Source organism: Streptomyces sp. NBC_01410 (assembly GCF_045040195.1).
GTDB lineage: Bacteria > Actinomycetota > Actinomycetes > Streptomycetales > Streptomycetaceae > Streptomyces.
In genome coordinates, this window is sequence record NZ_CP109530.1 from 3,795,389 (window position 1) to 3,814,790 (window position 19,402).

Consider the following 19,402-nt stretch of genomic DNA (forward strand, 5'->3'; position numbering starts at 1 on the left):
ATACGTCACTATGGACCGTCGTTAGCACTCATTGAGTGAGAGTGCCAGGAGGAAGACACAGTGCCGACCTACCAGTACCAGTGCACCGAATGCGGCGAGGGCCTCGAGGCGGTGCAGAAGTTCACCGATGATGCCCTGACCGTATGCCCCAACTGCGAGGGACGCCTGAAGAAGGTGTTCTCGGCAGTCGGCATTGTCTTCAAGGGATCCGGCTTCTACCGCAACGACAGCCGTGGCTCGTCGTCGAGCAGCTCGCCCGCGTCGTCGGGCGCGTCGACGCCTTCCACGGGTGCGAAGTCGTCCGACTCGAAGCCCGCGGCTTCCCCGTCGACGAACGGCTCCGGCTCGTCCTCGGGCTCCGCCTCTTCCTCGTCGAGCACCAGCGGCAGCTCCGCCGCCTGACGCCCGCTTTCCCAGGACCCTGCCGTTGTGTACGGCGGGGTCCTCGGCGTGTGCGGCCGCTTCCCCGGGCGGCGTGCCCCGCGTTTTCGCGTACGGATAATGTGGCGGCCATGGCGACCAACGCGAGCGAACTCTCCGGCACCCCTTCCGCGGAGATCGGTGTCATTGGCGGCTCGGGGTTCTACTCCTTCCTGGAGGACGTGACGGAGGTCCAGGTGGACACTCCGTACGGCAGCCCCAGCGACTCCTTGTTCTTCGGGGAGATCGCGGGGCGGAAGGTCGTCTTCCTTCCCCGGCACGGACGCGGCCACCATCTGCCGCCGAACCGCATCAACTACCGCGCCAACCTGTGGGCGCTGCGCTCGGTCGGCGTACGACAGGTGCTCGGGCCGTGCGCGGTCGGCGGACTGCGGCCGGAGTACGGGCCGGGGACGCTGCTCGTACCGGACCAGTTCGTGGACCGTACGCAGGCGCGCGTGCAGACCTTCTACGACGGCTATCCGCTGCCGGACGGGTCCATGCCCAACGTGGTGCATGTGTCGACTGCCGACCCGTACTGCCCCGAGGGGCGCAAGGCCGCGCTGGCCGCGGCGCGCGGGCAGGACTGGGAGCCGGTGGACGGCGGGGCGCTGGTGGTGGTCGAGGGGCCGCGCTTCTCCACCCGGGCCGAATCGCTGTGGTACCGGTCGATGGGCTGGTCGGTGGTCGGCATGACCGGGCACCCGGAGGCGGTGCTCGCCCGTGAACTGGCGCTCTGCTACACGTCGATGACCCTGGTGACGGACCTGGACGCGGGGGCCGAGTCGGGCGAGGGCGTCTCCCACGGGGAGGTGCTGAAGGTCTTCGCCGCCAATGTGGAGCGGCTGCGGACGGTGCTCTTCGACGCGGTGGCGGGGCTGCCGGTGGACGGGGAGCGGAACTGTCTGTGCATGCGTGCGCTGGACGGCCTCGATCCGGGGATACAGCTGCCGTAGACCACGCTCGGGTGAGGGAGTTGTCCACAGCGCCGGGGTTGTCCACAGGCGTCTGCGGGATTCGGGCGGACGGTGGATCGTGAGGAGCGGTCGGTCCAACTCCCTTCTCACTGCAGGCGGTGCGTGTCATGTCGTTTCTCCCTCCCGCGTCCGTTCCTCCGTCCTCCCTTCCTCCTTCTTCGGCCCCTTCTTCGGGTCTCCCGCCTTCCTCGGCTCCGGAGCCTGTCGGTGTGCCGCCGTTCGCGCCGCTGCGGGTGCGCGGTGGGGCTCACCGGCTGCGGCGGGCGATGCGGCGACGACGGCGTGCGCTGGCGGCCGGGCTCGCCATGACGGCGGCGGCACTTGCCGCTTCGGGCGCGCGTGGTGCGGACGCTCTGGGGCCGGACAAGCCGGACAGTCCGGGGGCCGGTGCGCCGGCGGCCGCTCAGCGTGAACCACGGCCCGCCGTCGAGATGGTGTCGGCTCCGGTGCGTATCGCCGATGCCGCGACCGTGCGGCTGCTGCGCCCGGGAGACCGGGTCGATGTGATCGCCGCCGCCAACTCCCCTGCGGGTGAAGCGTCTGAGGCGCGGGTGGTGGCATCGGGGGCCCGGGTGACCGACGTTCCCCGGGTTTCGGAGGCTGCCGGGGACGGCGGCGCGCTGGTGGTACTGACCGTTCCGCGCGCCACCGCGGCTGCGCTGGCGGGCGCGAGCACGACATCGAGGCTGGCGGTGACGGTGTGCTGACCTGCCGGACAGCACGGTCACGTCGTGCCGTAGGTTGCGGAACGTTTGGCTCCATGACCTGCACGCGCGAAGAGAGGCTCAGCGGTGAGCGAGATGAAGGTCAGCGTCCTGGAGGGCTTCAAAACCTTCCTGATGCGCGGCAATGTGATCGACCTGGCCGTCGCCGTCGTCATCGGCGCGGCGTTCACCCAGATCGTGAACTCTGTGGTGAAGGGCGTGATCAACCCGGTGGTCGGAGCGTTCGGCACGCAGGAGCTGGATGCGTACACCTACTGCCTGAAGGGCAGCTGCAAGGTGGTGAACGGCGAGGTCGACGGCATCAAGATCCTTTGGGGCTCGGTGCTCAGCGCCACGCTGACCTTCGTGATCACAGCGGCCGTTGTCTACTTCCTGATGGTGCTGCCCATGTCGAAGTACCTGGCCAGGCGGGCCGCCCGGGACGCGGCCAAGGAAGGCGCGAAGGAAGTGGTCGAGCTGACCGAGCTCGAAGTTCTGAAGGAGATCCGGGACGCCGTCGTGGCCCAGCGCAGTTCAGAGCAGGACCAGCAGTAGCGAAAGCTCAGATGTGGTGGGGCGGCTTCTCGTCCAGGAAGCGCGCCAGATCGGCCGCACTGTCGCCACCCGCGAGCGGCCGCTCGCCCCACCCACGGTCCGTATCGTCCGAGGATTGCTGGTCCAGCGGATCGTCGAAGATCAGCTGCGGTCGTGGGGACTGCTGCCGCGGCTGCTCCGCATCACGCGGTCCGGGGGCGGGGGCGGTGCTCATACGTCCAGGGTACGGCGGCGGGCGGGGTCCGTCGGCGCGGTCGAGGCGATCCGGCGGTCCCGCCCGACCGTGGGCGAAGCGCCCTGGCGGTCCCGCGCGGCCCGTCCCGGTTCTTCGCGCGTCTCCGGGGTCACTCGCTCACCCTCTGCTGTGCTTGGCGCATGACTCACACGCCCGGCGCCGACCGGCCACCGACGTCGTCGAACCCGTCGAGCCCCCTGCGGCCGCTCGTCGCCAGGCGGCGTGACGAGGAACACCGGGCCGCCACGCCTCTTGAGCTGTTCTTCGACCTCTGTTTCGTCGTCGCGATCGCCCAGGCCGGTGTGCAGCTGGTGCATGCTCTCGCCGAGGACCACGTGGGGGACGGCGTTCTCAGTTACGTGATGGTGTTCTTCGCCGTCTGGTGGGCGTGGATGAACTTCACCTGGTTCTCGTCGGCGTACGACAACGACGACGCCCTCTACCGCGTGGTCACCCTCGTGCAGATCGCCGGAGTCCTGATCCTCGCCGCCGGAGTCACGCGCGCCTTCGAGGACCACGACTTCCTGGTCGTCTGGCTGGGCTACATCGTGATGCGCATCGCGCTGACCTCGCAGTGGCTGAGGGCCGCGCGGTCCGCTTCGGGCGCCGAGCGGACCATGGCCCTGCGGTACGCGGGCGGCGTGATCCTCTGCCAGATCGGCTGGAGCGCCCTGCTGTTCGTGCCCGAATCCGCCCGGGGCTGGGTCTTCCTGGTGATGGCGATCGCCGAGATGTGCGTGCCGGCGTACGCCGAGAAGGACTTCCACACCAACTGGCACCCGCACCACATCGCCGAGCGCTACGGCCTGTTCACCATCATCGTGCTCGGCGAGACGATCGCCGCGGCCACCGTCGCGGTGAAGTCCGGCGTCGACGAGAACGAGGCGCTGGGCGATCTGCTGCCGATCGCCGGGGGCGGACTCCTCATCGTCTTCGCCGCCTGGTGGATCTACTTCGTCGTTCCGGCCCATGACCGTCTCACTTCCAGCAAGGAGGGATTCCTGTGGGGTTACGGCCACTACGGGATCTTCGCGTCGGCCGCGGCGATCGGCGCGGGCATCGAGGTGGCGGTCGAGCAGGCCGTGGGCACGGCGCATATCTCCACCATCGCCGCGTCGGCTGCCGTCACCGTCCCGTCCGCCGTGTTCATGCTGCTGGTGTGGGCCCTGCACGCGCGTTACTTCAAGGAGGGCGCCGCGCAGCAGCTGATCCTTCCCGTCACCGCGGCGGCGATCCTCGCCTGTACGTTCGCGGGCGACTGGGCGGTCCTGGCCGCCGGTTTCGTGGCGGCGGCGGCGGTCGCGGCCGGCGTCACGCTCACCGCCCGGACGGCGGCCGCGGCGTGACCGACGCCACGGGCGGGACCGTCCCGCCCCCGGGCGTTACGCCAAGTCCCGTGGTACGCATGGTCCTCATGGCAGCACATGACACACCGACAGATGGCCCGGCGGACGGGCCGACGAACGGCCCGGCAGGTGGGCTGACGGATGTGGCCGGGCTCCGCGTCGGCCACGCGCGCGTGCCCGGCGAGCGCGCGCTCAGCGGCACCACCGTCGTCCTCGCCCCAACGGGCGGCGCGATCGCCGCCGTGGATGTACGGGGCGGCGGCCCCGGCACCCGCGAGACCGACGCCCTCGACCCCCGCAATCTCGTCCAGCGCGTCGAAGCGGTCGTCCTGACCGGCGGCAGCGCGTACGGCCTCGAATCGGCCGCCGGTGTGATGGCGTGGCTGGAGGAGCAGCGCCGCGGCGTCCGCGTCGGCCCCGACCCCTCGCAGGTGGTGCCGGTCGTCCCCGCGGCCTGCGTGTTCGACCTGGGCCGAGGCGGCGACTGGCGGGCCAGACCGGACGCCGCGACGGGACGGGCCGCGGTCGAGGCGGCAGCCCGTACGGACGAGGGCGCGCCGGTCGAGGAGGGTGGCGTCGGCGCGGGCACCGGTGCCGTGGTCGGGCAGTTCAAGGGCGGGGTCGGCACGGCGAGCGCGGTCCTGGACTCCGGGATCACCGTTGCCGCGCTGGTCGTGGCCAACGCCGCCGGCTCGGCGGTGGATCCGCTGACGGGTGCGCTGTACGGGTCGTACTTCGCGGGCCACGTCGCCTGTCCCTCCCCCGACGTGCACGCGGCGGCCCAGCTCCGCCTCACCGAGGCACGCGAGAAGAACGCCCCTCCCCCGCTCAACACCACCCTCGCCGTGGTCGCCACCGACGCCGTTCTCACCCGCGCACAGGCGCAGAAGCTCGCGGGCACGGCACACGACGGCATCGCGCGCGCCGTACGCCCGGTCCATCTCCTCAACGACGGGGACACGGTCTTCGCCCTGGCCACGGGCGCCGTACCGCTCGACGAGGCCAGTCCGCTCGCCCTCAACGAGGTACTGGCGGCGGGCGCAGACGTGGTGACCCGGGCAATCGTCCGCGCGGTCCTCGCGGCCCGGGGTGTGGAGGGTCCGGGCGGGGTCTTCCCTTCGTACCGGGACCTGTACGACATCGACTGACGTAGGGGACAACCCCGTTGCCCACAAGCATGGGAACTTCGCCCAGTTCCCCTTCGTTTTCCTGAACCCCGGACGCGTTGTCAGACCCAGGGGCTACGTTTAGCAACCACCAAGTGACTTGCGGCGACGGCCTGGAGACCCATCTTGAACGATCCGTACGAGACAACCGAGACGCACCTCGAGCGACTCCTGGGGCGGGCGCTCAACTCGTTCGACCTGCCCGACTCGACGGTCGAACGGCTCGATTCGGCGCTGGCGCACGCCAGTTCGCTGCACTCCTCGCACCACAGCGCCGCGCTGCACCGCGCGACATACCGGCACGCCTATCTCCTCAGAGACGGCAGCTCACTCGTCCTGTGGGAGCTGGTGCACAACACGGGACGCGACGGCTCCGAGCAGCACGAGCTGTACACCGAGGAGTCGGAGGTCCGTCTCGCCGCCTCGCGGCTGCCCGCCGGTTTCCCGGGCTTCGCCGGGCACGGCGACGGTGCGGGCGACGCGGACGCGGGGCTCGACATGGATCTGGACGCGGACTGGGAACTCCTGTCCAGCCTGATGGCGCCGCCCGCGACCCCGCTCCCGAGGATGTACGTCCCGGAGGACTCCGCGGACCACGCCCGCCGCGTGCTGCGCCGCGCGGAGAACGCCGACCGGCCGGGCGAGGAGACCGCGAGCCTGCTGCGGGCCGCCTTCGCCCACCACATCACGCAGGTCTTCGGCCGCCAGTGCCAGGTGGCGGGCAAGGACGCGGGCTTCACGCTCTACGAGCACGCGTTCCTGCTCCTCGACGGCACCGAGACGAGCCTGTGGGAGGTGGAGCACACGGCGACGCCGGACGGCCGCCACATGTGCGAGGTCTACGACGCGGAGCGCACCGCGCGCGACGCGATGGAACTGCGCGCGCGGGTGCGCTGACCTCGCCCCGGTCCGGCGCCGGGTTCAGACGCGTACGACGTCCGTACCGGCGGCCGCGATTGCCGGCGCTCCGGTGCGTACATGTGGGTCTACATCCGCTCCATGCCCGAACCTGTGGTTTCGCCAGCAGAGTACGTCCGTTGCGCGGCCTGAACACATACGGCACGGAACGGGGCCCGGCCGGGACGCATCCACGCGTTCCGGGCCGGGCCCGTATCCGGGTAATCCGAGTACCCGAGTCCTTCGACCGCCTCAGTGAGCGAGCGCGGGCTCCGCCTCCGCGGAGTCCTCCGGAAGCTCCGACTCGGCTCCCTCCACATGCTGCTTCGGCCGCGCCGGCAGCGCGAACATCACCACGAAGATCACGGCCAGCACCGCCACGACCCACCACAGCGAGTTCTGGAACGCGTCCCCGAACGCCTTCCCGACCGCACTCGGCGCCATCCGGTCGTCGATCGACCCGAAGAAGACGACCGAGACCAGACCGAGCCCGAGCGCGTTGCCCATCTGCATCGTCGTGTTGATCAGCCCGGACGCCGAGCCCGAGTGCTCGCGCGGTACGTCCGAGAGGACCGCGTCCGTCAGCGGCGCCACGATCAGCCCCATCCCGGCGCCCATGACCGCCAGGGGCAGCACCATCTGCCAGGAGTGGATCGCCGTGCCGTACCGCCCGGCCTCCCAGATGTAGAGGACCAGACCCGCGGCCATCGTCAGCGCGCCCGCCTGGAGGACCTTGCGGCCGAAGCGCGGCACCAGCTTCTGGACGGACAGCCCCGCCGCCGTGGACACGGCGATGGAGAACGGCACCCCGGTCAGCCCGGCCCGCAGCGGCGACCAGCCGAGGCCTATCTGCATGTACAGCGTCCAGACCAGGAAGAAGATCCCGCAGGCGATACCGAACGTGAGCTGCACGGCGATGCCCGCGGCGAAGCTCTTCACCTTGAACAATGACAGCTCGACCAGCGGCGAACCATCCTTGCGGGTCTTCCTCTTCTCGTACGCCACGAAGACGGCGAAGACGAGCAGGCTGCCGGCCATGCACAGATGACCCCACAGCGGCCAGCCCAGCTCACGGCCGCGCGTCAGCGGATAGATCAGCATCAGCAGTCCGGTTGTGGCCAGCGCGACGCCGACCAGGTCGAGCCGGAGCGCCTTGGGGGCGCGGGACTCGACGATGTACTTGCGGCCCAGGATGAGGCCCGCGATACCGACGGGCAGGTTGATCAGGAAGATCGGCCGCCATTCGAGGCCGAAGAGGTTCCACTGGGTCAGCAGCGCGCCGAGCAGCGGCCCGGACACCGCGCCGAGTCCGATGACCGCGCCGAACATTCCGAAGACCTTGCCGCGTTCGTGCGCCGGGAAGGTGACATGGATGATCGCCAGCACCTGAGGCACCATCATCGCGGCCGTCGCGCCCTGGAGCAGACGGGAGGCGACCAGCATGTTCTCGTCCGCCGCGAAGCCGCAGAGCGCGGAGGCGAGCGTGAAGCCGGTGATGCCGATCAGGAAGAGCCGCTTGCGGCCGTAGATGTCTCCGAGTCGTCCGCCCGTGATCAGACCGGCGGCGAAGGCGAGCGCGTAACCGGCGGTGATCCACTGGATCGCGCCGAACGACGCGCCCAGGTCCCGCTCCATGCTCGGGATCGCGATATTGACGATGGTGACGTCGACCAGGTCCATGAAGGCCGCGGTCATGACGATGGCGAGAGCGATCCAGCGACGACGGTCTGAAGCCGTATCCGGTACGGCGGGCTGTGAACTCATAGGAAGAAAGTAGAGTAGATATAGGTCAGACCATGTCCTAGATGACGGGCATCCTGGAAAACATGACGGACACTCCGGCACGACTCCTCAATCTGCTCTCCCTCCTCCAGACTCCGCGCGAGTGGCCGGGCAGCGAGCTGGCCGAGCGCCTCGAAGTGAGCCCGCGCACCATCCGGCGCGACATCGACCGGCTGCGCGACCTCGGCTATCCGGTCGAGGCGACCAAGGGGGCGATCGGCGGCTACCGCCTGGTCGCGGGCGCCGCGATGCCGCCGCTGCTCCTCGACGACGAGGAGGCCGTCGCGATCGCGGTCGGCCTGCGGGCGGGCGCGGGCCATGCCATCGAGGGCATCGAGGAGGCTTCCGTACGGGCCCTCGCCAAACTGGAACAGGTGCTGCCGTCCCGGCTGCGGCACCGGGTCACGACCCTCCAGGCGGCGACGATCCCGCTGACCCGCGGCGACGGCGCGACGATCGACCCGCACACGCTGACGGTCATCGCGGGCGCGGCGACAGGGCGCGAACGCCTGCGCTTCGCCTACCGCGCTGGCGACGGGACTCAGACCAAACGGCAGGCCGAGCCGTATCGCCTCGTGTCGACGGGCCGCCGGTGGTATCTCGTCGCGTACGACCTCGGGCGCGAGGACTGGCGTACGTTCCGTGTCGACCGGGTCTCGGAGCCCTTCGCCACGGGGGCGCGCTTCGTGCCGCGGGAGCTGCCGACGGGCAGCGCCGCGGAACTGCTGGGGCACACCATGTCCCGGCAGCCGGAGCTCGACATCGACGTGAGCTTCAAGGCTCCCGCGTCGTTCGTCGCCGCGCGCCTGCCGGACACCCTGGGCGTACCGGTGGCGACGGGCGAGGAGACCTGCCGCCTGCGCACGAGGGCGGCGGACTCACTGGAGTGGCTGGCGCTCCGACTGGCGCTGGTGGACTGCGAGTTCACGGTCCACGGCCCGAGGAGCCTGGCGGAGTACATGACGGACCTGGGCGCGCGCCTGACCCGCGCCACGACGGCGCGCTGACCGTCGGTCCGGACAGGGGCTGACCTTCGGTCCGGACGGGGAAGGACCCCAGCACCGGGGGGGAGGGTACTGGGGTCCGCTTCAGGGGGCCTTTCGCGGGGCGCTTACGCCGCCGCGTCGAAGCCCGTGTCCCGCGCCATCCGCTTCAGCTCCAGCAGCGCGTGCTTCTCGATCTGCCGGATCCGCTCACGCGTCAGGCCGTGCTGCTTGCCGACCTCGGTCAGTGTGCGCTCCCGGCCGTCCTCGATGCCGTACCGCATGCGGATGATCGAGGCCGTACGGTGATCGAGCTTGCCGATCAGGTCCTCCAGCCCTTCGCTGCGCAGCAGCGACAGCACCGACTGCTCCGGCGAGATGGCCGACGTGTCCTCGAGCAGATCACCGAACTGCGTCTCGCCCGCGTCGTCCACCGCCATGTTCAGGCTGACGGGGTCGCGCGCCCAGTCGAGCACGTCGATGACGCGCTCGGGCGTCGAGCCGAGCTCCTTGGCGACCTCGGCCGGCTCCGGCTCGCGGCCCTTTTCCCTGTTGAACTCGCGCTGGACACGGCGAATGCGTCCGAGCTCCTCCACCAGGTGGACAGGGAGCCGGATGGTCCGGGACTGGTCCGCTATGGAGCGGGTGATCGCCTGGCGGATCCACCACGTGGCGTACGTGGAGAACTTGAAGCCCTTGGCGTAGTCGAACTTCTCGACCGCGCGCACCAGGCCGGCATTGCCCTCCTGGATCAGGTCGAGGAGGGGCAGCCCGCTGCGCGGATAGCGCCTGGCCACGGCCACCACGAGCCGGAGGTTGGAGCGGATGAAGACGTCCTTGGCGCGCTCGCCCTCGGTGACCAGCGCCTCGAGCTCTTCGCGCGTGGCGCCGCCCGCATCGCTCTCGACCTCTTTGTCGAGGATCTGCCGGGCGTACACACCCGCCTCGATGGTCTGGGACAGCTCGACTTCCTTGGCGGCATCGAGCAGCGGCGTACGCGCGATCTCATCGAGGTACATGCCGACCAGGTCGCGGTCGGCGATCTCCCCGCCCACGGCGCGAACGCTGCTTGCCCTACCGGTCCCACTGGAGTCGGACTGACGGCGGGCAACGGCACGGGTTGCCATGCGAGCTCCCTTGCTGAGTAGGTCGCGACACCCTTCCGGGTGCCCTGCATCCGATGGAAACAACGACTGGAATCGGGACAGAATTCCCACGCCGTGGATCGATTTTCGTGATCTTGCAGTACCCTGTCGCGCCACGAGGGATGAAGCGTGCCGCAGGATCACTCAGAGGTGCAGGTCAGGGCGGGCACGGAGGCGGATCTCGAAGCCCCCGCAGAGTCCTACGACCACTACGCGCATGAGACGTCCGTCACATTCGACACGTCCGTCCTCACGACCGATCAGCGCCGCCCATGGCTGTACTCCTACCCCCGAAGACGGCCCTCACCGGCTTTTGGTTGCTCGGGATGTCCGTTCTGCCCTACTTATCGAACGGGACCGACCGGCCTCAGCCGAACTGGACCGACCGCTTCGCCAGGCCCATCCAGAAGCCGTCGATCACGCTCCGCCCGCTCTTGAGCTCGCCCTCGGACGCCCCGAGGGTGACGAACAGTGGCGCGAAGTGCTCCGTCCGCGGGTGGGCCAGCCGCCCGGCCGGTGACTTGTTCTCGAAGTCCAGCAGCGCGTCCACGTCCGCCGCCGCGAGTGCCCGCTGCCCCCAGTCGTCGAACTCCACCGACCAGCCGGGAATTCCGCTGTGGCGCAGGGCCGCCAGATTGTGGGTGAAGAATCCGCTGCCGACGATCAGCACGCCCTCGTCCCGCAGCGGCGCGAGCCTGCGGCCGATCTCCATCAGCTTCTGCGGATCGAGTGTGGGCATGGAGATCTGCAGTACGGGAATGTCGGCGTCCGGGAACATCTCCACCAGCGGCACGTAGGCACCGTGGTCGAGCCCGCGGTCAGGGATGTCCTGCACCGGTGTACCGGCGCCGCGCAGCAACTTCCGTACCGAGTCGGCGAGTTCGGGCGCGCCGGGCGCGGGATAACGCACCCGGTAGTAGTGCTCGGGGAAGCCCCAGAAGTCGTACACCAGCGGAACGGTCTCGACCGCGCCGAGCGCGAGCGGAGCTTCCTCCCAGTGGGCGGAGACCATCAGGATCGCTCTGGGCCGCGCCAGCGACGCCGACCAGGAGGCGAGCTGGCCGGGCCAGAGAGCGTCGTCGGCGAGCGGCGGGGCGCCGTGGGAGAGATAGAGGGCGGGCATGCGCTCCGCGGCTGGGGTGGCACTCATGACAGCGGCTCCCGGATAGCTTCCGGCCTCGTGGGGCCTACTTGAACTTTCAAGCTACCCCACCGTAACTCCAGTTAGTTAAACTTTCAAGAATGTGGTCGTAGAGTGGGATGTATGACTACGGCATCCACGGGCGGGGACGGCCTCGAACCGCGTTGGCTCACCGAGGACGAACAGCGCGTCTGGCGGGCCTATCTGCATGCCACCACCCTCTTCGAAGACCACCTCGACCGCCAGCTGCAGCGCGACGCGGGCATGCCACACATCTACTACGGCCTGCTCGTCCAGCTCTCCCAGGCCCCGCGCCGCCGCATGCGGATGACGGAACTGGCCATCGACGCCAAGATCACCCGCTCCCGGCTCTCGCACGCGATCGCACGCCTGGAGAAGAACGGCTGGGTCCGCCGCGAGAACTGCCCCTCCGACAAGCGCGGGCAGAACGCGGTCCTGACGGACGAGGGCTTCAAGATCCTTCAGAAGACCGCGCCCGGACATGTCGAGGCCGTACGGCAGGCCATGTTCGACCGGCTCACGCCCGAGCAGGTGGAGCAACTGGGCGCGATCATGCGGATCCTGGCCGAAGGGCTCCAGCCGCAGGACTCGGGCGCGGACCTGCCCTGGCTGCGCTGACCCGCCCGCGCACCCGCACTCCCGCCCACATCGGTAACGACGGCACGCGAAGGGCCCCGCCCGGGTTCACCCTGGGCGGGGCCCTGTCCGCTCAATGACCTCTCAGCACGCCTCAGTGCGCGACGACGGGAACCTTGATCTCGTCCTCGACACCGTCACCCGAGGCCGCGGTGACCGAACCGGCCCCCGGGCGCCCGGTGTTGATCAGCGTGAAGGCGATCGCGGCGGCGGCCGCGAGGATGCCGACCGCCCACCAGATGGCGTTCGAGTAGCCGTGCACCATGGCCTGCGCCTGCAGCAGCTGCTGGTTGGTGGCACCCGCCGCGTGAGAGGCGACGTACGCGGTCGTGGCCGAGGCCGCGATCGTGTTCAGCAGCGCCGTACCGATGGCGCCGCCGACCTGCTGCGAGGTGTTCACCATCGCGGAGGCGACACCGGCGTCCTCCGGGCGCACCCCGTGCGTGGCCAGGGACATGGCCGGCATGAAGGCCGTACCCATGCCGAGACCCAGCAGCAGCTGCGCCGGCAGGATCAGACCGGCGTACGAGGAGCCGACCTCCAGCTGCGTGAGCATCAGCATGCCGGCACCGGCGACCAGGAAGCCCGGGCCCATCAGCAGCCGCGGCGCGACCCGGGTCATCAGCCGGGCACCGATCTGCGTGGAGCCGGTGATCATGCCCGCGATCATCGGAAGGAACGCGAAGCCGGTCATGACCGGCGAGTAGTCCTTCACGATCTGCAGGTAGAAGGTCAGGAAGAGGAAGAGCCCGAACATCGCGATGATCGCGAGGCCCAGCGAGAGGTAGACACCGCCGCGGTTGCGCTCGGTGATGACGCGCAGCGGCAGCAGCGGCGCCTTGACCTTGGACTCGGTGAAGACGAACCCGGCGAGCAGCACGGCGGATGCGACGAACATGCTCACGGTCAGGCCGTCGGACCAGCCGGCGGACTCGGCGCGCGTGAAGCCGTAGACGAGGGTGACCAGGCCCAGGGTGGACAGGACCACACCGGGGATGTCGAGGGTGGAGCGGTTGCGGGTGCCGGCCGGCTCACGGATGACGAAGTACGCGCCCGCGGCGGCGATGACCGCGAACGGGATGTTGACGAAGAACGTCCAGCGCCAGTTGAGGTACTCGGTCAGCACACCACCGAGGATCAGACCGACGGCGCCGCCGCCACCGGCGATCGCACCGTAGATACCGAAGGCCTTGGCGCGCTCCTTGGCGTCGGTGAACATCACCGCGAGCAGGGAGAGCGCGGCCGGAGCGAGCAGCGCGCCGAAGGCACCCTGCAGCGCACGGGAACCGAACATCATCGCCTCGCCGGTGGCCGCGCCACCGAGCGCGGATGCCGCCGCGAAGCCGAGCAGCCCGACCACGAAGGTCCGCTTACGGCCCCAGAGGTCGGCGATGCGTCCGCCGAAGAGCAGCAGTCCGCCGAAGGCCAGGGCATAGGCCGTGATGACCCACTGCTTGTTGCCGTCCGAGATACCGAGGTCCAACTGGGCGTGCGGGAGCGCGATGTTCACGATCGTCGCGTCCAGCACCACCATCAGCTGGGCCAGGGCGATGAACACCAGGGCTTTCCAGCGGCTGGGGTCAGGAAGCGATATATCGGGGATAGCGGCTGTTTTTGACATGGCTGTAGTCACCTAAGGGTGCGGAGAGGTCAAAACGGGCGTGGTCAGAGAGACGTGATCAGGAGTTGTCAGGAGTCGTAGGGAGGACCTGCGAAGCCGGCTGAATCAATCGGAGCGCAGGTCCTCCAAGGTCGCTGCCGTGCCCGGCAGTTCGGAGCGCGCCGGCGCTTCGAGTCCGTCGAGGAACAGCGCCAGATGGCGATGGGCGAACCGGTCGATGTTCAGGCACGGGGTGCCCGGCAGCGGCCGGGTGAGCTGGGAGAGAGCGACGAGCAGATCTCCGACGGCTACATCGGCGCGGAGCCGGCCCTGCTCATGGGCGCGGTCGAAGAGGCTCTCGACGACCTCTTCGAGGCGCGCGCTCTCACGGGTCAGATCGGGATGGGACTTGTCGAAGGCGCCCGAGAGCAGCGGGCACAGCGCCCCGATCCGTTCGTCGGCGGCCGCGTGGGTGAAGCGCCGCAGCGCCTCGAACGCGTCCGTCTCCTCGGCGGCGGCGTCGAGCGCCTGCTGCTTCGTGCGGGTGAGGACAGAAAGGACCACCTCGTGGATGAGGGCGTCCCGGTCAGGGAAGTGGCGGTAGAGCGTGGCGTTGCCGACGCCGGCGCGGCGGGCGATCTCGTCGAGCGGGACGTCCGGTCCGAACTCCACGAAGGTCTCGCGCGCCGCCGTCACGATCCGCTCCCGGTTCCGCAGGGCGTCGGCCCGCGGCCGGGTGACGCGGCGCGCTTCGGTGTCGGCGGCGGGGCTCACGGCTCCACTCCCTTTCGTGTCTGCCTCGTATCTCTACGTAAGCGGGGATCGTTTCCCCGTTTCGCGGGGACACGAGGTCAAACGGGGAAACCATCCCCGGTTATTTCCCGCATTCGATGTGACCTGCGTCACGCACCTCTCGCGGGAAATACCCACGATCGGACCAGCCCGGCGCGCGTCCCGCCACGGCCCGTCACAGGCTGATCGCACAAGCGCAGCCAGGGTCCGGCCTGCTGCCGCGGAGCCGAAGGGCGTTTGCATGAAGCCGACGCGCCACCGGATACGCAGAACCAGCAGAACCGGCAGAAGCAGTACGCGCAGGACACGCGGCACAGACGGCAGGGGCGAACGCGGCAGATCCCGCCGCGTCGGCACCCTCGGTGCCCTCGCCTCCCTCGCGCTCGCCGCCCTCACCACGGCGAGCGCCACACTCCCGGCCCCGACCCGCGCCTCCGCCGGCCCGGTGGCCACCGCCGACGAGTCGGCGCTCGGGCCGTGCCGCATCGGCTCCACGCTGGGCGTCCAGATGTCGGAGGGCATGCCGACCCCGCCCGGCTACTCCCGCTCGACAGGTGAGGTCCACGCCCTCAACCTGATGATCGACTTCCCTGACGCGCAGGGCCCCGGGCGGGCGCTGGACCGGCTCGCGGAGTTCTTCCCGCAGACCACGGACTGGTTTCGCACCAGTTCGTACGGACGCCTCACCTACCGTCCGCACGCCCCGATCACCGAGTGGCTGCGGATGCCGATGCCGTTCGCCGCGTACGGGATTCAGCGCGGCTCTCCCTATGAGCCGGGCTACCGCCAGCTGGTCCAGGACATCGCGGCCGGGGCCGATCCGGTGGTGGACTTCAGCGCGTACGACCTGGTCAACATACTGGTCACGCCGAATGCCGGGCCCTCGGCGCTGGACACGGTGCTGTCCGTGACCTTCTCCGGCAACGACGAGGCACCCATGGCGGACGGTGTGCCGCTGGCAAACACGTCCTTCGTCTACAGCCGCCAGGACGACGGCTCCGGGTCGTACGCCGAGACGGGCTATCGCGTCCTGCCCCACGAGAACGGCCATGTCTTCGGACTGCCCGACCTCTACACCGCCGACGGCGGGGGCGCCGTCGGCCACTGGGACATCATGTCCGAGGACTGGGGGGCGAACAACGACCTGCTCGGCTGGCACAAGTGGAAGCTCGGCTGGCTGGACGCCGACCAGGTCGGCTGCGCGTCGACGCCCGGCACAACGGAGTACGAGCTGACGCCGCTGGCCACCTCGGGCGGCTCGAAGATGGCGATCGTCCCGCTGAGCGAGGACTCGGGGTACGCGGTGGAGGTGCGCACCCGGGCGGGCAACGACGAGGCCGTGTGCGAGCCGGGCGTACTGATCTACAGCGTGAAGTCCGACGTGGACACCGGGCAGGGACCGGTGACGGTCGCGGACAGCAAACAGAACAGCGGCGGTTGTACGCGCCGCCCCAATGTGCACGCGGAGCTGTCGGACGCGCCGTACCAGCCGGGCCAGACCTTCACCGACCGCAAGCACGGCGTCCGCATCGCCGTGCTCGGGGAGAAGGACGGCACCTACCGGGTGCGCGTCACCCGTTCCTGACCCGCTGCTCGCCCAAGAGGCCGCGCAGCTCCCGCTTGAGGATCTTCCCGGTCGGATTCCGGGGCATCGGCTCGTCCCGTACGAAGACATGCGCCGGCACCTTGAAGGCTGCGAGCGTGCGGCCGACATGCGCGCGCAGCCCGTCCACGGTGACCGCTGCCCCGGGACGCAGCTGAACGACGGCCGCGACCTCCTCGCCGAGCTCGGGGTGCGGAACGCCGAGCACGGCCGCGTCGGCGACCTCCGGGTGGTCGTGCAGGGCCGCCTCGACCTCGACGCAGTACACGTTCTCGCCGCCCCGGATGACCATGTCCTTGAGCCGGTCGACGATGCTGACCCGCCCCTCGCACACGGTCGCCAGGTCGCCGGTCCTGAACCAGCCGTCCTGGAAGGCGGCGGCGGTCGCGGCGGGGTCGTTCCAGTACCCGCGCACCAACGCCTGCCCGCGCAGCCACAGTTCACCGACCTCGCCCTCGGGCAGCGGCTGCCCGCCCGGTCCGGCGACGCGCACCTCGGTGGCGGGGGTCGGCCGCCCCACGCTGCCCGGGTGCTCGCGGTATCCGGCACCGAAGTTGGCGAGTACGCCGCCGCTGGTCTCGGTGAGTCCGTAGCCGTTGCGCGGCTCGATCCGCTGCCCGTAGCGGGCCGTCAGCCGGGCCACGAGACCGGGCGGGGCCGCGGCTCCGCCGGTGTTGAGATGCGTGAGCGTCTCCAGCTGCGACCCGGTCCGCTCGGCCGCGTCCAGCAGTTGAAGCGCGGTGGTCGGCACCCCGGAATAGTGCGTGACGCGGTGCCGCTCGATGAGCGCGAGAGCCTGCTCGGCGTCCCACTTCCTCATCAGTACGAGACTCCCGCCGGCCGCCATCGTCGAATACAGCGTGGTGAACGCGGCCACATGGAAGAACGGGAACGTCATCAGCACCACCGGCGCGGGGCCCTGCCCGGGCATCACCCCGCGCGCGAGGGACGCGGCGGCGGCGTAGTACCGGGGATTGAGCGCGGCCCCGGCCTGTGCGAGCTGGGTGGCGACGGCGCCCTTGGGCCGGCCGGTCGTCCCGGACGTATAGATGATCGTGGCGTCGTCCTCGGCCCGCACCTCGACCTCGGGCGGCGCGAGAGTGGGGTCGTCCACCGGCGCGTACGCCTCGAAGCCTTCTTCCGCCGCACCGTGGAAGACGACCCCGGGCACCTCGTGCCGCAGCGCCCAGGCCCGCACGTGCGGCAGCCGCTCGCCGTCCACGAGGAGCACCGTGGGCGAACAGTCGTCGAGCGCGTAGGTGAACTCGTCCTCGGTCCACCAGGCATTGAGCGGCACGGCAACGAGCCCCGCCAACTGGGCGGCCCAGAAGGCGACTTGCCACTCGGGGTGATTGCGCATGGCCACGACGGCGCGGTCGCCGGGCCGCAGCCCGTACACGTCGACGAGCCGCCGCGCGAGCGCGCATGACTCGGCGAAGAACTCCCCGTAGGTCAGACTCCGGCTCTCCGCCACGAGAAAGGGCCGGTCGCCGTACGCCCAGGTGGCCTCGACGAACTCCCGCAGGGTCCGCGGCCCGTCGGCGTAGAGCAGCCCGCCGTCCTCGCCCCGTACGACGGCGAAGGGCGCGCCGGGGGCGGTGAGTATCGCTTCGGGGACGGCGGGGGAATCGGTGTGCGGCACGGGCGAGACGCTATGACGCGGTGCGGGCGGCGTCAAGGTCGGTGTATTGGCCAACGAGCCAGACGTGCGGGGGACGGCGAGCCCGGTCAGCCCGTGTTGGTCACATGGGCCGTCAGACGGCGCAGCAGACGCATCGCTTCCTGCACCTCGTCGGGCGCCAGCCCCATCGCGTCGCCGATCGCGGCGGGAACCGTCCTGGCCCGCTCGCGCAGCGCCAGCCCTTCACCGGTCGGGCTGACCACGACCACCCGCTCGTCGTCCGCGCGACGCTCGCGCTTGAGCAGTCCGTTCGCCTCCAGGCGCTTGAGCAGCGGCGTCAGAGTCCCGTAGTCCAGGTGAAGGGAGGCACCCAGCTCCTTGACGGGCACTCCGTCCGTCTCCGAGCCGTGTTCCCACAGGACGAGCATCACCAAGTACTGGGGATAGGTCAGCCCGAGTGCCTCCAGCAGCGGGCGGTACCGGCCGGTGACCGCGCGCGAAGCCGCGTACAGGGCGAAACACAGCTGGTCGTCCAGGAGCAGGGAGGCATCACCCCCGAGCTCGGCGGACGGGGCGGCCTGGGCCGACCGGGCGGCGTTCATCCGGGCCTCCTGCTTCCTTCTCTTGCTGGCTTCTTGCTGCTTCTTGCTGCTTCTTCCTGACGTGCAACACCTCAGCCTACCTTCCCCTATCGCCAAAGTTACTTGTGAACGTTTAGCTTGTGCACGAGGAAATTGTGCGCTAGCTTTCTGGCCACACACCACCACGAGGAGTGCGACATGAGCGCGAACACCGTCCGTCCCGTCCTCGAACCGGCCGCCGCCGCGTTCGCCGAAGCCACCGCCAACCCGCCGTTCCTCTTCGAACTCGCCCCCGGCGAGGGGCGCAAAGCGGTGGACGAGGTGCAGTCGGCCAAGATCGCGAAGCCGGACGTGGACGAGGAGTGGGTGACCGTCCAGGGCGGGCCCACCGGCACGGTCCGGGCCCGCATCGTCCGGCCCACGGATGCCACGGGCACCCTGCCGGTGATCCTCTACATCCACGGCGCCGGCTGGGTCTTCGGCAACGCCCACACCCATGACCGCCTCGTACGCGAACTCGCCGTAGGCGCCCGCGCGGCCGTGGTCTTCCCGGAGTACGACCTCTCCCCCGAAGCCCGCTACCCCGTCGCGATCGAGCAGAACTACGCCGTGGCCCGCTGGGTCGTGACCGAGGGGGCGGCGAAGAGCCTGGACGCCGGGCGGATGGCCGTGGCCGGCGACTCGGTGGGGGGCAACATGGCCGCCGCGCTGACCCTGATGGCCAAGGAACGGGGTGATGTCCCGCTGGTTCAGCAGGTGCTCTTCTACCCGGTCACCGACGCCGCCTTCGACACGGGCTCGTACCGCCAGTTCGCCGAGGGCTACTTCCTGCGGCGCGACGCCATGCAGTGGTTCTGGGACCAGTACACGACCGACCCCGCCCAGCGCGCCGAGATCACCGCCTCACCGTTGCGCGCCACCACGGAGCAGCTCCGTGATCTGCCCCCGGCCCTGGTCATCACCGCCGAGGCCGATGTCCTGCGCGACGAGGGCGAGGCATACGCGAACAGGCTGCGCACCGCCGGCGTGCCTGTGGTGGCCACCCGCTACCAGGGCATCATCCACGACTTCGTCATGCTCAACGCGTTGCGCGAGACCCATGCCGCCGGTGCCGCGATCGCCCAGGCCGTCTCCACACTGCACACCGTGCTGCACACCGCCCACTGACAGCAGCGACGACAACCGCACCCACAGGAG

20 protein-coding genes are annotated in these 19,402 nt (G+C 70.0%); 11 read left to right on the forward strand and 9 right to left on the reverse strand.

What is annotated here, in order from left to right:
• Positions 1–60: 60 nt before the first annotated feature.
• From OG741_RS17245 to OG741_RS17260, 4 genes are all read left to right on the forward strand, one after another.
• Entirely contained in the window at positions 61–402 is a 342-nt protein-coding gene (locus tag OG741_RS17245) for an FmdB family zinc ribbon protein (RefSeq protein ID WP_328676878.1), read from the forward strand.
• A 110-nt stretch (positions 403–512) separates the two neighbouring features.
• A complete protein-coding gene (locus OG741_RS17250; protein WP_389371788.1) occupies positions 513–1,376 on the forward strand; it encodes an S-methyl-5'-thioadenosine phosphorylase in 864 nt (287 codons plus the stop codon).
• Positions 1,377–1,606: 230 nt separating this feature from the next.
• Positions 1,607–2,104: a hypothetical protein gene (locus tag OG741_RS17255; RefSeq protein WP_405598808.1), complete on the forward strand. Its 498-nt coding sequence runs from the start codon at positions 1,607–1,609 to the stop codon at positions 2,102–2,104.
• Positions 2,105–2,188: 84 nt separating this feature from the next.
• A complete protein-coding gene (locus OG741_RS17260; RefSeq protein ID WP_405598811.1) occupies positions 2,189–2,656 on the forward strand; it encodes an MscL family protein in 468 nt (155 codons plus the stop codon).
• A 7-nt stretch (positions 2,657–2,663) separates the two neighbouring features.
• On the opposite strand, the gene OG741_RS17265 is transcribed toward OG741_RS17260, so the two are convergent.
• Together OG741_RS17265 and OG741_RS17270 are read right to left on the reverse strand one after the other, a co-directional pair.
• Positions 2,664–2,870 (reverse strand): hypothetical protein, encoded by a 207-nt coding sequence (locus OG741_RS17265; RefSeq protein ID WP_361903074.1) that lies wholly within the window; start codon positions 2,868–2,870, stop codon positions 2,664–2,666.
• The gene (locus OG741_RS17270) at positions 2,867–3,004 is read right to left on the reverse strand and encodes a hypothetical protein (protein ID WP_405598813.1); all 138 of its coding nucleotides are present in this window, start codon (positions 3,002–3,004) and stop codon (positions 2,867–2,869) included. The genes OG741_RS17265 and OG741_RS17270 overlap by 4 nt, the downstream gene beginning before the upstream one ends.
• Before the next feature lie 27 nt (positions 3,005–3,031).
• Between OG741_RS17270 and OG741_RS17275 the strand changes: the two genes are divergently transcribed.
• The 3 genes from OG741_RS17275 (at position 3,032) to OG741_RS17285 (ending at position 6,300) form a co-directional block, all read left to right on the forward strand.
• A complete protein-coding gene (locus OG741_RS17275) occupies positions 3,032–4,237 on the forward strand; it encodes a low temperature requirement protein A (protein ID WP_405598815.1) in 1,206 nt (401 codons plus the stop codon).
• 68 nt (positions 4,238–4,305) lie between these two features.
• Positions 4,306–5,385, forward strand: coding sequence for a P1 family peptidase (locus tag OG741_RS17280; RefSeq protein ID WP_405598817.1), 1,080 nt, complete (start codon positions 4,306–4,308; stop codon positions 5,383–5,385).
• Positions 5,386–5,529: 144 nt separating this feature from the next.
• Positions 5,530–6,300, forward strand: coding sequence for a DUF6227 family protein (locus OG741_RS17285; protein ID WP_405598819.1), 771 nt, complete (start codon positions 5,530–5,532; stop codon positions 6,298–6,300).
• A 252-nt stretch (positions 6,301–6,552) separates the two neighbouring features.
• On the opposite strand, the gene OG741_RS17290 is transcribed toward OG741_RS17285, so the two are convergent.
• Entirely contained in the window at positions 6,553–8,064 is a 1,512-nt protein-coding gene (locus OG741_RS17290; protein WP_405598821.1) for an MFS transporter, read from the reverse strand.
• A 62-nt stretch (positions 8,065–8,126) separates the two neighbouring features.
• On the opposite strand from OG741_RS17290, the gene OG741_RS17295 reads away from it, so the two are divergent.
• Entirely contained in the window at positions 8,127–9,089 is a 963-nt protein-coding gene (locus OG741_RS17295) for a helix-turn-helix transcriptional regulator (protein WP_405598823.1), read from the forward strand.
• Between the two features lie 104 nt (positions 9,090–9,193).
• On the opposite strand, the gene OG741_RS17300 is transcribed toward OG741_RS17295, so the two are convergent.
• Together OG741_RS17300 and OG741_RS17305 are read right to left on the reverse strand one after the other, a co-directional pair.
• Positions 9,194–10,192, reverse strand: coding sequence for an RNA polymerase sigma factor RpoD/SigA (locus tag OG741_RS17300; protein WP_266475604.1), 999 nt, complete (start codon positions 10,190–10,192; stop codon positions 9,194–9,196).
• 385 nt (positions 10,193–10,577) lie between these two features.
• Positions 10,578–11,360 carry a dioxygenase gene (locus OG741_RS17305; RefSeq protein ID WP_405598825.1) on the reverse strand — a complete coding sequence of 261 codons (783 nt, stop codon included), beginning with the start codon at positions 11,358–11,360 and terminating at the stop codon, positions 10,578–10,580.
• 114 nt (positions 11,361–11,474) lie between these two features.
• On the opposite strand from OG741_RS17305, the gene OG741_RS17310 reads away from it, so the two are divergent.
• Positions 11,475–11,990, forward strand: a complete 516-nt coding sequence (locus OG741_RS17310; protein WP_405598828.1) for a MarR family winged helix-turn-helix transcriptional regulator — start codon at positions 11,475–11,477, stop codon at positions 11,988–11,990.
• A 112-nt stretch (positions 11,991–12,102) separates the two neighbouring features.
• Here the strand turns inward: OG741_RS17310 and OG741_RS17315 are convergent, their stop codons facing one another.
• On the reverse strand, positions 12,103–13,629 hold the full coding sequence (locus OG741_RS17315) for an MFS transporter (protein WP_266475600.1): 1,527 nt from the start codon (positions 13,627–13,629) through the stop codon (positions 12,103–12,105).
• A gap of 105 nt (positions 13,630–13,734) precedes the next feature.
• Entirely contained in the window at positions 13,735–14,382 is a 648-nt protein-coding gene (locus OG741_RS17320; RefSeq protein ID WP_405598831.1) for a TetR/AcrR family transcriptional regulator, read from the reverse strand.
• A 259-nt stretch (positions 14,383–14,641) separates the two neighbouring features.
• On the opposite strand from OG741_RS17320, the gene OG741_RS17325 reads away from it, so the two are divergent.
• Positions 14,642–15,985, forward strand: coding sequence for a M6 family metalloprotease domain-containing protein (locus OG741_RS17325; protein WP_405598834.1), 1,344 nt, complete (start codon positions 14,642–14,644; stop codon positions 15,983–15,985).
• Here the strand turns inward: OG741_RS17325 and OG741_RS17330 are convergent.
• Both OG741_RS17330 and OG741_RS17335 read right to left on the reverse strand, forming a co-directional pair.
• Positions 15,972–17,645, reverse strand: a complete 1,674-nt coding sequence (locus OG741_RS17330) for a class I adenylate-forming enzyme family protein (RefSeq protein WP_405598837.1) — start codon at positions 17,643–17,645, stop codon at positions 15,972–15,974. The genes OG741_RS17325 and OG741_RS17330 overlap by 14 nt on opposite strands.
• A gap of 86 nt (positions 17,646–17,731) precedes the next feature.
• Positions 17,732–18,226 (reverse strand): MarR family winged helix-turn-helix transcriptional regulator, encoded by a 495-nt coding sequence (locus tag OG741_RS17335; RefSeq protein WP_405598839.1) that lies wholly within the window; start codon positions 18,224–18,226, stop codon positions 17,732–17,734.
• A gap of 177 nt (positions 18,227–18,403) precedes the next feature.
• On the opposite strand from OG741_RS17335, the gene OG741_RS17340 reads away from it, so the two are divergent.
• The gene (locus tag OG741_RS17340) at positions 18,404–19,372 is read left to right on the forward strand and encodes an alpha/beta hydrolase (protein ID WP_405598842.1); all 969 of its coding nucleotides are present in this window, start codon (positions 18,404–18,406) and stop codon (positions 19,370–19,372) included.
• Positions 19,373–19,402: the final 30 nt, after the last annotated feature.